Genomic DNA, 13,423 nt, shown 5'->3' on the forward strand with positions numbered 1-13,423 from the left:
AATCGGCTAACCGAGGCCGACTGGGGCTGGTTCTCCCTGTGCCCCTATGGTGAACGGCATGAGTGAAGAGACGCCCGACTTCAACGCCATGACCCGCGACATCGCCGAGGTGCCCGCGGTCGAGGTGATCGTGACGGTCGCCGTCAACCTGATGAGCGCGGCCGCGGTGAAGCTCGGTCTGACCGAGGAGGGCGAGAAGCACAAGGACCTGGACGAGGCCCGCAAGCTGATCCACGCCCTCGCCGGCCTGCTGGACGCGAGCGCCACCGAGATCAGCTCGTTCCACGCGGCCCCGCTGCGGGACGGCCTGAAGTCCCTCCAGCTGGCGTTCCGCGAGGCCTCTCTCGTGCCCGACGAGCCGGGCCAGGGCCCCGGCGAGAAGTACACGGGCCCGATCTACGGCTAGTTCACTCGCGTACGTATTCACTCGCGTACGTACAGGGGCTCGCCCGGAGGGGTGGTTCCGGCCGGCAGGAGTGCCAGGTCGAGGCCGCGCACCAGGCGGGCCCTCAGTGTTTCGTCGGCCGCCATGCGCCGCGCCACCGCGCGAGCGGCGTCGGCGGGAGTGGCCGCCGGGTCGAGGACGAGGGCCAGGGTGCCGTCCGCCTGCCCCGGCCCGAGGTGGGCGCGGAGCACGGCGGGCTCGGCCGCCACGGCGTCCCGTACCGCCGCGACGACCGCCGGGTCGGTGAGCGGGTCGGTGCTCGTGCGCCCTTCGGCCAGCGCCAGCAGCGCGGGGCCGGTCAGCTCGAAGGGCACGGGTCCGGCCAGGTCCAGCACGACCGTGTCCGCCTTCTCGTGCGCGGCGGCCTGCAAGGCCTGGTGCAGCGGTACGGCCACGGGGCGGGCCCGCGGATCCCAGCGGGCCAGGGCGTCGGTGGACGTGAAGGCGGGCAGTGCGGTGCGGCCGCCGGCCTTCAGCGTAGGTACGGCCATGTCGCTGGTCTTCTCCCGGCGCAGCCCGTTCTCGTCCTCCTCGGCCTCGCCGAGCACGGCGACCACCGGGACGAGCAGCCTGGCGCCCTTCAGCGCGGCGAGCACGGGTCCCACGGCGGTGCGGTCCCCGGCCCAGGCGGCGAGCGCCGCGCTCAGCCGGGGGTCGGCGGAGCCGTCGTCGTCGGAGAAGCCTGGGTCGGGAATGTTCTTGTTCGCCACGGTCCCCGACCCTATAGCGGGCATCCCGCCGGACCCCGCTGGGGCTCTCGCAGCCTGCGGTGACACAGATCTCAGGCCCACCGGCTTCCCCGTACGGACGTCGCGCCCACCATGGAGGTATGGAGTTTCCCGCAGCCCGCCCCGCCCTGACAGGCGCCGCCGTCGCCTGCGCCGTCGCGCTGAGCGGTACGGCCTCGGGGGCGGCCTGCGCGACGCCGTGGGCGCACGCCGGGACGCGAGCCGTATCGTCGGCCGTGGCGCCGTCGGCGCCGGTGCCCGCGAGCGGGGAGGCAGCGGTGGAAGCTGTGCGACGGCCGGCGGCAAGCCGTGACGCCTTGCTGGCCGAGGCCGTGCGGGCCCTGCCGGCCGAGGACGGGGCGCGGGTGTCGGTGACCGTGCTCGACCTGGACTCCGGCGCGAGCGCCGCGTACGGCGAGGGCGCCTTCGACACCGCGAGCATCGTCAAGGTGGACATCCTGGCGGCGCTGCTGCTCAAGGCGCAGGACGCCCGCCGGGATCTGACGGCGGCGGAGAAGTCCCACGCCGCCGCGATGATCGAGCGCAGCGACAACGACTCGGCGTCGGCCCTGTGGCGGACGATCGGCGGGGCGAAGGGGCTCAAGGCCGCGAACGAGCGGTTCGGGCTGACCGGCACCGAGGGCGGCGAGGGGATGCTGTGGGGGCTGACGCGGACCACCGCGGCCGACCAACTCGTGCTGCTGCAGCAGGTGTTCGAGAAGGATTCCGAGCTGAGCGCGGCCTCGCGGGCATATCTCCAGAAGCTGATGGGACGGATCGCCGACGGGCAGCGGTGGGGGGTGTCGGCGGCCGGGGACGGGTCGGCCGGGGCTCTGAAGAACGGCTGGCTGCCGCGCAGCGCCACCGGCCTGTGGAACATCAACAGCATCGGGCGGGTGACCGTCGACGGCCGTGCCTTCCTGGTGGCCGTGCTGTCGGACGGCAACACGACGAAACAGAAGGGGGTCTCGCTGGTGGAGTCGGCGGCGTGCGCCGCCGTGTCCGTGTTCACCGAAGGGTCCCGGGCGTCCGCGGCTGACGTCTAGCGGGCAGCCACCGGTGGCCGATTGGGCCGGTGAGGGCCGTGTGGCGGGAGTGGCCTGTGATGCGGCGTCGTGAGGCCAGACGCACACTGGACGGATGAGTGGCACGCAGGCGGGGCGTGGCGAGGCGGCGTCCTCGGGCCGGCCGGCACCACGGCAGACTGTGGCACTGGCGGCGATGATGTTCGCCGTGGCGATGACGTTCATCGACCAGACCATCGTCTCGATCGCCGCGCCCGACATCGTCCGCGAACTGGATCTGTCGTCCTCCGGCATGCAGTGGGTCGTGAACGCCTATCTGCTCGCCCTGGCCGCCTTCTTCGCCCTGGGCGGGCGCCTGGCGGATCTGTACGGTCCGCGCCGGGTGGTCGTCGCCGACACGCTGGTGTTCGTCGTCTCGTCGGTGCTGTGCGGATGCGTTCCCACGGGCGAGGTGGCACAGACCTGGCTGATCGTCTTCCGGGCCACCCAGGGGCTGGGGGCGGCGCTGCTCTTTCCCGCGGCCCTCGCCGTGGTGGTGGCGGTGTTCCCGCCGGAGCGGCGTGGGCGGGCTCTCGCCCTGTTCTTCGGGCTCTCGGGCGCGCTGACCGCCGTCGGACCGCTCCTGGGCGGCTGGCTCACGGCCTGGACCTGGCGTGCCGTCTTCTGGGTCAACGTGCCCGTGGCCGTCGTGGCGCTGGTGCTGACCGCGTACGCCCACGTCGCCGACCGGCGCAGGCCCGGCACCCTGGACGTCCGCGGCGCCGTGCTGATCGCCACGGGCATGGGGCTGAGCGTCCTCGGCTTCCAGCAGGCCTGGTCCTGGGGCTGGGACAGCCCCGCGACCTGGCTCTGCGTCCTGGGCGGCCTGGCGGTGCTCGGTGTGTTCGTCCGCTACGAGCGGCGGATTCGCCATCCGCTGATCGACCTGCGCGTCTTCCGGGACAAGGCGTTCACCGTGGACGTGGCGGTGCTGTTCTTCGCGAGCTCGCCTTCGTCCCGGTGTTCTTCTTCGCCTCCGTCTACGCCCAGGTGTGCCTGAGCGCCTCGCCGAACCAGGCGGCGCTGTTCCTGCTGTATTTCTTCGCCGGCTTCGCCCTCGCCTCGCAGTGGGGCGGGCGGATCCTCGACAAGCAGGGCGCGCGTCCGGCGCTGAAGCTGGGCACGGTGGTGGGGGCGGTCGGGTTCGCCCTGTGGGCGGGCGAGCTGACCGATCTGAGCATCCACGACCAGTGGCCGTACGCTGCTCTCGCCGGGGCCGGCATCGGCTTCGTGCTCGCCCCCGCCTCCACGGACGCCGTCAACCGGGCCATCGGCCCGTCCTACGGGGAGGTCACGGGGATCACCCAGACCGTGCGCAATTACGCGGCGAGCGTGGGTCTGGCCGTCTTCGGCACCGTGCTGACGCACATGACCAGCGAGAAGGTGGTCGGCACCCTGGAGTCGCGCGGCCTGCCCCCGGGCGAGGCGCGGGACCTCGCCCGCCACGTCAGCGAGTCCGTCACGGGCAACGGCGACTCGGGCACACCCACGGGGACGGGGCCCGCCGTCACGGCGATGCGGGACGCGATGGACGCGGTGCGGATGGACTTCGCCGAGGCCAACCAGTGGGTGTTCTACGGGATGGCCGTGGCCCTGGGGCTCGGGTTCCTGTGCGCCCTGCGCCATCCTGGCGGCCGCGCGGTGACTCCCGGACCCACGGACGAGGAACCGGCCGCGGGGAAGCCTGCCGAGAGCCCCTAGAAGGCGTCGTACGCGCGGCGGGCCCGCCACAGCACGACCGCCGAGACCAGCAGGACACCCCCCACGCTGCCGGCGAGGGGGCCCGCCCAGCTCGCGGTGCCGTCGTCGGAGCGGGCGGGTTCCGGGCCGGGACCGAAGTACTTCTCCCCGTACGACGCCGAGCGCAGGCCTTCGGGCTTCAGACGGCCGGCCTCGTCGATGGCGGCGGCCGGGTCGACGAAGCCGAAGCCGCGCGAGTCGTCACGGCCGTCGGCGGGGGCGTCGCGGGCCGTGTCCTCGAGGAGCCTTTTGATCTGGGCCGGCGTCAGGCCGGGGTGGGCCGCCTTGACCAGGGCGGCGGCACCGGAGACGAAGGCGGCGGCGGCACTGGTGCCCCAGCCCTCGTAGTACTTGCGATCGGGGTCGGCGATCACCACGTCGACGCCGGGGGCGCTGACCGTGGCGTACCAGCGGCGGGTCGAGAAGGAGGCGCGGGTGCCGAGGCGGTCGACGGCGGTCGCGGCTATCACGCCCGGGTAGGCGGCCGGGTAGGAGATGTGGTCGCCCTTCTCGCCGCCGTTGCCGGCCGAGGCGACGACGACGGAGCCCTTCTTCAGGGCGTACTGGACGGCCTCGTCCTCGGCGGGTTCGGGGTGTGCGGAGGCCGAGTCGTCGCCCAGGGAGAGGTTGATGACGTCGGCGCCCTGGTCGGCGGCCCAGCGGATGCCTTCGGCGAGGGCGTTGCCGCGGGTCTTGCGGGCCCTGGCGCGGGCCGGGTCGCCGTCCTCCAGAATGACGCGGACGGGGAGAATCCGCGCCTGCGGGGCGATGCCCATGACGCCGTCGGCGTTGCCCGCGCCGTGACCGTGACCGGCGATGATGCCGGCCATGGCGGTGCCGTGCCGGGCCCAGGCCCGGTCTCCGCGGCCGGCGCCGAAGCCGACCATGTCCTTGGTGGGCAGCACGTTGCCGGCGAGGTCCGGGTGGTCGTCGTCGACGCCGGTGTCCAGCACGGCGACGGTGACGCCGGCGCCCTTGGTGGTCTGCCAGGCCTCCTCGGTGTGCATGGCCTCCAGGGCCCACTGCTGGGCGCGGATGCCGTCCGCGTGGGCCACGGTGGGCGGGACCAGGGCGACGGAGGCGGCGAGCAGGACGCCGAGCAGTCCCGCTTGGCGGGTCGTTGGCTTCATGACGACCGTTCCGGGGGCGAGGTGACGGACTTGCGCAGGCCCCGCTCCACACGGTCGGCGAGACCCTTCGCCTCGTGGCCGAGGCCCGCCTGGGCCGCGGCGGTGCCGGCTCCGGAGCGCATCGCGTCCGCGGCGGGCTGCGGCTCGTCGACGGTCCGGGCGTCGGCCCAGCCGGAGACGGCGTACACCACGACCGGGGCGTCCGTGAGCACGGAGACCGTCCAGGAGGCCCGCTGCTCGTCCGTGAAGCCGGCGGCGACGGTGTCCTGCGCGGCGTACGGACGCGGCATCAGGTCGGTACGCCGGTCCAGGCCGTCCTTGCCGAAGCGGCTGTCCAGCGTGCGCATCGCGGTGGCGTCGGCCTTGGTGAAGAGCAGGCCGACGGTGGTGACGTAGCTCTGGGTGGCGTCGGTGTAGGTGGCGCGCAGCAGACGCGCGCAGCCGGCCGGGGCGAGGGCCTTGCGCAGCAGCGGGTCGAAGGCGTCGGCGCAGTCGCTGTCGGGGGCGACGGCGATACGCGTCCAGAGCCGGTCGGCGCCCCCGGGTCCGGCGCCGCGGCCCAGCACGGTGGGCGGGAAGAGCTCGTCCACGGGCACGCTGTGCCACAGGTTCCCGGCGGCGGCGTAGCTCCCCCGCTCACCGGCCTCCGCCGAGTCCCCGGCCAGCCAACTCCCGGCCACGGCGCCCCCGATGAGCCCGGCACCGAGGACGAAGCAGACGGCGGCCGCGAGGGTGCGCCGCCGGACCCGAGCGCCGGACCGGGGCCGCGCGGGTTCGTCGAACGTCTCGGGCTCACCGAAGCTGACCAGGGGCCGCACCGAGGCGGGGTCCGCGGCGGAGGTGCGCCCGGCGCTCCAGGAGTGGACCGGGTCCGGGGTCACGGGCGTGCCGGGTTTTGCCGAGCCGGCCACGGGAGCGCGTCCGGCCTCCGGTGGCACCGGGCGCAGCCGCCGGGTCGTCTCCTCGGGGGTCTCGGCGGGCCGTGGCACCGGGGTGGGGCGGTGCCCCGGACGCGGCGGCGCGTCGGGGAAGCGTGCCGAGGCCGGAGGCGGAGGTGGCGTGACGGGGCCGGCGCCCGTGTCCTGACCGTGCGGGGGACGGAGGGCCGGGAAGCGGGCACCCACGGCGGATGAGGCACTCCCCGGCGACGGCTGTCCGGGGCACGAGCCGCCGCCCGGCAGCGACGCACCCGGACGTGAGCTGCCGCCCGGCAGCGACGCACCGGAACGGGAGACGTCGCCCGGCAGCGACGCACCCGAACGTGAGCTGTCGCCCGGCAGCGACGCCCCGGAACGGGAGACGTCGCCCGGCAGCGACGCACCGGAATGTGAGCTGTCGCCCGGCGACGAACCGGAGCGCGGGCCGTCGTCCCTCGCGGCCCGGTCGGCGGTGGCGTTCGGTGTCCTCGGCGGCTGGGCCGGTCGGGGTGGGGTCGTGGGGCGGGGCGGGACGGGGGCGTGCTGGGCTTCCGTGCTCATGCGCCCCCCGTTTCCTCGTACCTGTGCCCGTCTCCTCGTACGCGGGCCACCCTCGCAAGTCGTCGCACGCAAACCCGCACGCGCCAACCGGCATCCCGGCGCGGCGGGCGGAGTCGTTCCTGCCTGCGTGCGCGTCACTCTACGGGTTGCCCCCGCCGATACGGGAACCAGTCCACGAGGCCGGGGCATCTGCCCGGAACATCCCCCTACCCTGCGGTAATCCTGTCTGGCAGGCTTCGTTCATGACTGTGCGTGCCGCCGACCGGGCCCGTTACGACCGGGCCACCGCCCCTCTCGACGCCCCTGTCGCGATCGTGGACCTGGACGCCTTCGACGCCAACGCGGACGACCTGGTCCGCCGCGCGGGCGGAAAGCCGGTCCGCGTCGCCAGCAAGTCCGTACGCTGCCGTGCCCTGCTCGAACGCGCCTTGGCCAGGGACGGCTTCGCCGGGATCATGTCGTTCACACTCGCCGAGTCCCTGTGGCTGGCCCGCTCCGGTTTCGAGGACGTCCTCCTCGCCTACCCGTCGTCCGACCGGGCCGGCTTCGCCGAACTCACCTCCGATCCCAAGCTCGCCGCCGCCGTCACGGTGATGGTCGACGACCCCGCCCAGCTGGCCCTCATCGACGAGGCTCGGGACGGCGGCGGTGAAGTCGTGCGGGTCTGCCTGGAGTTGGACACCACCCTGAGGCTGCTCGGCGGGCGGGTACGCGTCGGTGCCCGCCGCTCGCCGCTGCACTCCCCGGCCGATGTCGCCGACCTGGCCAGGGCGGTGGTCCGGCGGCCGGGGTTCGAGGTCGTGGGGATCATGGCGTACGAGGGGCATGTCGCCGGGGTGGGGGACGCGATCGCGGGGCGGCCGGTGCGCTCGCGGGCGGTGCGGCTGATGCAGGCCGCCGCCCGGCGTGAGCTGGCCGAGCGGCGCGCGGCCGTGGTGCGCGCGGTGCGGGCCGTGGTGCCGGGGCTGGAGTTCGTCAACGGCGGCGGCACGGGCAGCGTGCAGCACACCGCCGCCGAGGACGCGGTCACCGAGGTCGCCGCCGGGTCCGGGCTGTACGTGCCGCGGCTGTTCGACAACTACACGTCGTTCACCGGCCGTCCGGCGGCGCTGTTCGCGCAGCCGGTGGTGCGCAGGCCCGGCGTCGGCGTGGTCACCGTCCTCGGTGGCGGCTATCCGGCGTCCGGTGCGGCCGGGGTGGACCGGCTGCCGGTGCCGTACCTGCCCGAGGGGCTGCGGTACGACCCCCAGGAGGGCGCAGGCGAGGTGCAGACGCCACTGCTGGGCTCGCCGGCCGACGACCTGCTGATCGGCGACAAGGTGTGGTTCCGGCACGCCAAGGCGGGCGAGATGTGCGAGCGGTTCGACACGCTGCACCTGGTCGAGGGGGACCGCGTCACCGCGGCCGTGCCGACCTACCGCGGCGAGGGCCGCACCTTCCTGTGACGGTCAGCCCGCCGGGCTGATGCCGGCGCCCACCCCGCCGCCGGTGTCCGCGTCGCCTACGGGCCGGATCCCGTCGGTGATCCGGTCCATGTCGGCGAGCGGCGGCCCGTCCGGACCGGCGTCGAACACGTAGCGCACGACGATCGGTGCCTCCGTGCCCACGCTGGACTGGAAGGCGAGGGACTGCACGTAACCGCCGGGCCCCTCGGCGGTTACGACCCGCCAGCGGACGAGGTGTCCGGCGCGGCCCGCGACCGCCACCGGTTCAGACTTGACCACCCGGTGCGACTCGATGCCGCCGAAGGGGCGCCGGCCGAGGACGTCACGGTCGTACGCCTCGTCGGCCGCGTCCGCGATGTCCGCCTCGGCGAGCGCCTTGGGGGACGTCCCCTCGCTGCCGGCGGCCGTGCGGGAGAAGACCAGGCCGTGCCGGCACGTCCCGGCGTCGGCCGGGCAGTCGTACGTGCCGTCGGTGGTCATCATGACGTGGTCCAGGCTGATGTTCTCCGGGCGGACCCAGCCGTCGAGCAACGGCAGTGTGATGCCGTTGAGTTGATCGACCACGACGTCCGGGCCGTCCGCGTCGTCCGGGTCGTCCGCGTCGTCCGGGCCGTCCGGCGAGGGCGTGGGGGACGCGGGGACCGGCGCCGTGGTGCTCGCCGGTGTGCTGATCGCCCGCGGGCCGCCGCTCTCGTCGTCCTCACCGCCGGCCGTGAGGACGACGGCACCGGCGACCAGGGCGGCGGCCAGGAGCGCACCCGCGACGGTGAGGGCCACGACCCGGGCGCGCGGGGTCGTGGCGGGGCCTGCGGGAGGCCGGCCGGGGATCCCGGGCGGGCGCCGGTGCCCGGTCCAGGCCGAGCCGTCCCACCAGCGCTCGACGTGCGGGTCGGACGGGTCGCGGTACCAGCCGGGCGGAGGTGACGTGCTCACCCCGGCACTGTAGGCCGACGCCTACAGCGGTGTGACGTACGCCCCCGAGATCCCGCCGTCCACCAGGAAGTCGGTGGCGTTGACGAACGAGGAGTCGTCGCTGGCCAGGAACGCCACGGCGGCGGCGATCTCCTCGGCCTCGGCGAACCGGCCGAGCGGGATGTGCACCAGACGGCGCGCGGCCCGCTCCGGGTCCTTGGCGAACAGCTCCTGGAGCAGCGGGGTGTTGACCGGCCCGGGGCAGAGCGCGTTGACGCGGATGCCCTCGCGGGCGAACTGCACGCCGAGTTCACGGGACATCGCGAGGACGCCGCCCTTGGACGCGGTGTACGAGATCTGCGAGGTGGCCGCGCCCATCCGGGCCACGAAGGACGCGGTGTTGATGATGGAGCCCTTGCCCTGGCGGCGCATGTAGGGGATCGCGGCCTTGCAGCACAGGTAGACGGAGGTGAGGTTGACCTCCTGGACGCGCTTCCAGGCCTCCAGGCCGGTCTCCAGGATGGAGTCGTCGTCGGGCGGCGAGATCCCGGCGTTGTTGAAGGCGACGTCGACGCTTCCGTAGGTGTCGTACGCCGCCTTGAACAGCGCCTCGACCTGCTCGGGGTCGGTGACGTCGACGTTCACGTAGATCCCGCCGGCCTCCTCGGCGGCCGCCTTGCCGCGCGCCTCGTCGACATCGCCGCAGACGACGTGCGCGCCCTCGGAGGCGAGCCGGCGGACGGTGGCGAGGCCGATGCCGCTGCCGGCTCCGGTGACGACGGCGGTACGGCCGGCCAGCCGGCGGCAGATGTTTTCCTCGGGCGATGCGCTCACTGTGCGGGGCCTTCCGTGCGGGATTCCGTGCTGATGAAGACGTTCTTGGTCTCGGTGAAGGCGGCGAGCGCGTCCGGGCCGAGCTCACGGCCGATGCCGGACTGCTTGAAGCCGCCGAACGGCGTCCAGTAGCGCACGCTCGAGTGGGAGTTGACGGACAGGTTGCCTGCCCGGACGGCGCCCGAGACGCGCAGGGCGCGGCCGACGTCCCGGGTCCAGACGGAGCCGGCGAGGCCGTAGTCGGTGGCGTTGGCGAGGCGGACGGCGTCGGCCTCGTCGTCGAAGGGCAGGACCACGGCGACGGGGCCGAAGACCTCCTCGACGGCCACGCGCGCCTCGGGGCCGACGCCGGTCAGGACGGTGGGCGGGAACCAGAAGCCGGGGCCCTCGGGCGCCTTGCCGCGGATGCCGGGCGTGTCCGGGTCCACGTAGGAGCGGACGCGGTCCAGCTGGGCCCGGGAGATGAGCGGGCCCATGTCCGTGCCCGGATCGGCCGGATCGCCCACGGTGACGGCCTCCACGGCGGGGGCGAGCAGTTCCAGGAACCGGTCGTAGGCGGTGCGCTGGACGAGGATGCGGGTGCGGGCGCAGCAGTCCTGGCCGGAGTTGTCGAGGAAGGACATGGGGGCGGCGGCCGCGGCGGCTTCCAGGTCGGCGTCGGCGAAGACGATGTTGGGGCTCTTGCCGCCGAGTTCGAGGGTGACGCGCTTGAGGAGGGCCGAGCCCTTCGCCAGCACCTGTTTGCCCACGGTGGTCGACCCCGTGAAGACGATCTTGGCGACGCCGGGGTGCTCGACGAGTGTGTTGCCCGCGACCGGCCCGTGCCCGGGGAGCACCTGGAACAGGCCCTCCGGCAGCCCCGCCTCCACGGCGAGTTCGGCGAGCCGGAGCGCCGTCAGCGGCGTCGTCTCGGCGGGCTTGAGGAGCACCGCGTTGCCCGCCGCGAGGGCCGGTGCCGTGCCCCACGCCGCGATCGGCATGGGGAAGTTCCAGGGCGCGATGACGCCGACCACGCCGAGTGGTTCGAGGATCGTGACGTCGAGGCCGCCCGGCACCGGGATCTGACGTCCGGTCAGCCGCTCCACTCCCCCGGCCGCGTAGTCGAGCAGGTCACGGACGTTGCCGGCCTCCCAGCGCGCGTTGCCGATCACGTGCCCGGCCTCGCGGACCTCCAGCTGGGCCAGCTCTTCGAGGTGTTCGTCCACCGTGACGGCGAACCGGCGCAGCAGACGGGCGCGTTCGCCCGGCGCCAGCGCGGCCCAGCCGGCCTGTGCCTTCGTGGCCCGCGCGACCGCCGCGTCCACGTCCTGCGCCGTGGCGGCCGGGACGGAGGCGACGACCTCCTCCGTCGCGGGGTTGAGTACGTCGAGCAGTTGCGACACGTGATGCCTCACAGACGTTCGAAGGAGCGGCGCAGCTCCCAGTCGGTCACCGCGGCGTCGAAGGCTTCCAGCTCGACGCGCGCCATGTTGCGGTAGTGCGCGACCACCTCGTCACCGAAGGCGGCCTTGGCGATCGGGCTGTCGCCCCAGAGCTCGGCGGCCTCGCGCAGGGTGGTCGGCACCTGTGCGAAGCCGGCGGTGTACGCGTTGCCGGGGCACGCTTCGGGCAGCTCCAGCTTCTGCTCGACGCCGTACAGACCCGCCGCCACCATCCCCGCCACCGCGAGGTAGGGGTTGACGTCGCCGCCGGGCAGCCGGTTCTCGAAGCGCAGGGAGTGTCCGTGGCCGACGACCCGCAGCGCGCAGGTGCGGTTGTCGTGCCCCCAGGCGACGGCGGTCGGGGCGAAGGATCCCGGCTGGAACCGCTTGTAGGAGTTGATGTGCGGCGCGTAGAGCAGCGAGAAGTCCCGCAACGCGGCGAGCTGTCCGGCGAGGAAGTGCCGCATGAGCTCGGACATGCCGTCGTCGCCGGGCATGGCGCTGCGGCCCTGGTCGTCGGCCAGCGACAGGTGGATGTGGCAGGAGTTGCCCTCACGCTCGTCGTACTTGGCCATGAAGGTGAGCGACATGCCCTCCTGGGCGGCGATCTCCTTGGCGCCGGTCTTGTAGATCGCGTGCTGGTCGCAGGTGACGAGGGCCTCGGCGTAGCGGAAGACGATCTCGTGCTGGCCGGGGTTGCACTCGCCCTTGGCCGACTCGACGGTCATGCCGGCACCGGCCATCTCGTTGCGGATGCGGCGCAGCAGGGGTTCGACGCGGCCGGTGCCGAGGACCGAGTAGTCGATGTTGTACTGGTTGGCCGGGGTGAGCCCGCGGTAGCCGGAGTCCCAGGCCTGCTCGTAGGTGTCGCGGAAGACGATGAACTCCAGCTCGGTGCCGACCTGCGCGCTCAGGCCGAGCTCGGCGAGCCGGTCGAGCTGGCGGCGCAGGATCTGCCGGGGCGCGGCGACGACCGGGGAGCCGTCGGCCCAGGCCAGGTCGGCGACGAGCAGGACGGTGGCCTCGTTCCAGGGGACACGGCGCAGGGTGCTCAGGTCGGGGTGCAGGGCGAAGTCGCCGTAGCCGCGGTCCCAGGAGGACATCTCGTAGCCGTCGACGGTGTTCATCTCGACGTCCACGGCGAGGAGGTAGTTGCAGCCTTCCGTGCCGTGCTCCAGCACCTCGTCGAGGAAGAAGCGCGCGGCGAAGCGTTTACCCTGCAATCGCCCCTGCATGTCCGGGAAGGCCAGGACGACGGTGTCGATCTCGCCGCCCGCGACGAGGGCGTGCAGTTCCTCGACGCTGAGCGGGGGTGTGCGGTCTGCCACGGAGGGCCTCCTTGGGGCTTCTTCCGTCGTCTGCCGGCTGCTGTGCGGCTGTCGCCGGCCGGGCCGAGAGCCATAAGGTATTGCCGCGAACCATTGCTTGGGAAGGGGGCTCGGCAAGATGACGCTGGATCCGGTGGATTCCGACGGCGGCAGCGGTGACCGGCTGGCACCGGTGCTGCGGCCCGTGCGCGCCGGCAACGGCTTCGAGGAGGCGCTGGAGCAGATCCTGCAGGTCCTCCGGCTCGGCCTGGTGCCCGGCGGCGAACGGCTGCCCGCCGAGCGGGAGCTGGCCGAGCGGCTCGGGATCAGCCGGGTGACGCTGCGCGAGGTGCTGAAGGTGCTCCAGGACCAGGGCCTGGTGGAGGCGCGGCGCGGACGGTACGGCGGGACGTTCGTCCGGCGACGCACGGACGCCGGCGGCGAGGACGAGCTGCGGCGGCGGGTGGCCGGGGTCGACATCGAGGACGTGCTGCGCTTCCGCGAGGTGCTGGAGGTGGGCGCGGCCGGGCTGTGCGCGGCACACGGGCTCACGGACCGGCAGGCGGAGCGGCTGCGGCAGGCGCTGACGGCGACGCACGAGGCACCGCTGGCCGACTACCGGCGGCTGGACACGCTGCTGCACCTCACGCTCGCCGACCTCTCCGGTTCACCGACGCTGACCGCTCAGTACGCGGCGGTCCGGGCCACGGTGAACGACCTGCTGGACTGCATCCCGCTGCTGGTGCGCAACCTGGAGCACTCGCAGCGCCAGCACGCCGCCGTGGTGGAGGCGGTGCTCGACGGGGACGCCGACGGGGCGCGGGAGATCATGCGGGAGCACTGCGCGGGGACAGCGGCCCTGCTGCGCGGATTCCTGACCTGAGCCCGGCCCCGCGCCCGGACGGCATTTACCACGGGT

The 13,423-nt window shown here is 73.7% G+C and carries 11 protein-coding genes and 1 pseudogene; 5 read left to right on the top strand and 7 right to left on the bottom strand.

Annotated elements, in window-relative coordinates; genetic code table 11:
• Positions 1 to 58: 58 nt before the first annotated feature.
• Positions 59 to 406 carry a DUF1844 domain-containing protein gene (locus tag ACIHCM_RS19690; protein WP_399897339.1) on the top strand — a complete coding sequence of 116 codons (348 nt, stop codon included), beginning with the start codon at positions 59 to 61 and terminating at the stop codon, positions 404 to 406.
• A gap of 17 nt (positions 407 to 423) precedes the next feature.
• On the opposite strand, the gene ACIHCM_RS19695 is transcribed toward ACIHCM_RS19690, so the two are convergent.
• On the bottom strand, positions 424 to 1,155 hold the full coding sequence (locus ACIHCM_RS19695; RefSeq protein ID WP_399897342.1) for an SseB family protein: 732 nt from the start codon (positions 1,153 to 1,155) through the stop codon (positions 424 to 426).
• A gap of 119 nt (positions 1,156 to 1,274) precedes the next feature.
• Here ACIHCM_RS19695 and ACIHCM_RS19700 point away from each other — a divergent pair, with 119 nt between their 5' ends.
• Both ACIHCM_RS19700 and ACIHCM_RS19705 read left to right on the top strand, forming a co-directional pair.
• Positions 1,275 to 2,219: a serine hydrolase gene (locus ACIHCM_RS19700; RefSeq protein ID WP_399897345.1), complete on the top strand. Its 945-nt coding sequence runs from the start codon at positions 1,275 to 1,277 to the stop codon at positions 2,217 to 2,219.
• A gap of 94 nt (positions 2,220 to 2,313) precedes the next feature.
• Positions 2,314 to 3,938 (top strand): annotated as a pseudogene (locus tag ACIHCM_RS19705) (MFS transporter).
• Here ACIHCM_RS19705 and mycP read toward each other — a convergent pair.
• Both mycP and ACIHCM_RS19715 read right to left on the bottom strand, forming a co-directional pair.
• Positions 3,935 to 5,107: a type VII secretion-associated serine protease mycosin gene (gene mycP / locus ACIHCM_RS19710; RefSeq protein WP_399897348.1), complete on the bottom strand. Its 1,173-nt coding sequence runs from the start codon at positions 5,105 to 5,107 to the stop codon at positions 3,935 to 3,937. The pseudogene ACIHCM_RS19705 and the gene mycP sit on opposite strands and share 4 nt — an antisense overlap.
• Positions 5,104 to 6,585 carry a hypothetical protein gene (locus ACIHCM_RS19715; protein ID WP_399897351.1) on the bottom strand — a complete coding sequence of 494 codons (1,482 nt, stop codon included), beginning with the start codon at positions 6,583 to 6,585 and terminating at the stop codon, positions 5,104 to 5,106. Before ACIHCM_RS19715 ends, mycP begins: the two co-directional genes overlap by 4 nt.
• A gap of 242 nt (positions 6,586 to 6,827) precedes the next feature.
• On the opposite strand from ACIHCM_RS19715, the gene ACIHCM_RS19720 reads away from it, so the two are divergent.
• Positions 6,828 to 8,030: an amino acid deaminase/aldolase gene (locus tag ACIHCM_RS19720; RefSeq protein WP_399897354.1), complete on the top strand. Its 1,203-nt coding sequence runs from the start codon at positions 6,828 to 6,830 to the stop codon at positions 8,028 to 8,030.
• A 3-nt stretch (positions 8,031 to 8,033) separates the two neighbouring features.
• On the opposite strand, the gene ACIHCM_RS19725 is transcribed toward ACIHCM_RS19720, so the two are convergent.
• From ACIHCM_RS19725 to ACIHCM_RS19740, 4 genes are read right to left on the bottom strand one after another with little or no spacing between them, the layout of a single operon-like run.
• Positions 8,034 to 8,963 (bottom strand): DUF2510 domain-containing protein, encoded by a 930-nt coding sequence (locus ACIHCM_RS19725; protein WP_399897356.1) that lies wholly within the window; start codon positions 8,961 to 8,963, stop codon positions 8,034 to 8,036.
• 21 nt (positions 8,964 to 8,984) lie between these two features.
• Positions 8,985 to 9,776 carry a 3-oxoacyl-ACP reductase gene (locus ACIHCM_RS19730; RefSeq protein ID WP_399897359.1) on the bottom strand — a complete coding sequence of 264 codons (792 nt, stop codon included), beginning with the start codon at positions 9,774 to 9,776 and terminating at the stop codon, positions 8,985 to 8,987.
• Complete coding sequence (locus tag ACIHCM_RS19735; RefSeq protein WP_399897361.1) at positions 9,773 to 11,158, bottom strand: aldehyde dehydrogenase family protein; 1,386 nt, start codon at positions 11,156 to 11,158, stop codon at positions 9,773 to 9,775. The genes ACIHCM_RS19730 and ACIHCM_RS19735 overlap by 4 nt, the downstream gene beginning before the upstream one ends.
• Before the next feature lie 8 nt (positions 11,159 to 11,166).
• The gene (locus ACIHCM_RS19740; RefSeq protein WP_399897364.1) at positions 11,167 to 12,525 is read right to left on the bottom strand and encodes a glutamine synthetase family protein; all 1,359 of its coding nucleotides are present in this window, start codon (positions 12,523 to 12,525) and stop codon (positions 11,167 to 11,169) included.
• 118 nt (positions 12,526 to 12,643) lie between these two features.
• Between ACIHCM_RS19740 and ACIHCM_RS19745 the strand changes: the two genes are divergently transcribed.
• Positions 12,644 to 13,387: a FadR/GntR family transcriptional regulator gene (locus ACIHCM_RS19745; protein ID WP_399897367.1), complete on the top strand. Its 744-nt coding sequence runs from the start codon at positions 12,644 to 12,646 to the stop codon at positions 13,385 to 13,387.
• The last annotated feature ends 36 nt before the right edge of the window (positions 13,388 to 13,423 follow it).

This window comes from Streptomyces sp. NPDC052023, from assembly GCF_044548465.1.
Classification (GTDB): domain Bacteria; phylum Actinomycetota; class Actinomycetes; order Streptomycetales; family Streptomycetaceae; genus Streptomyces.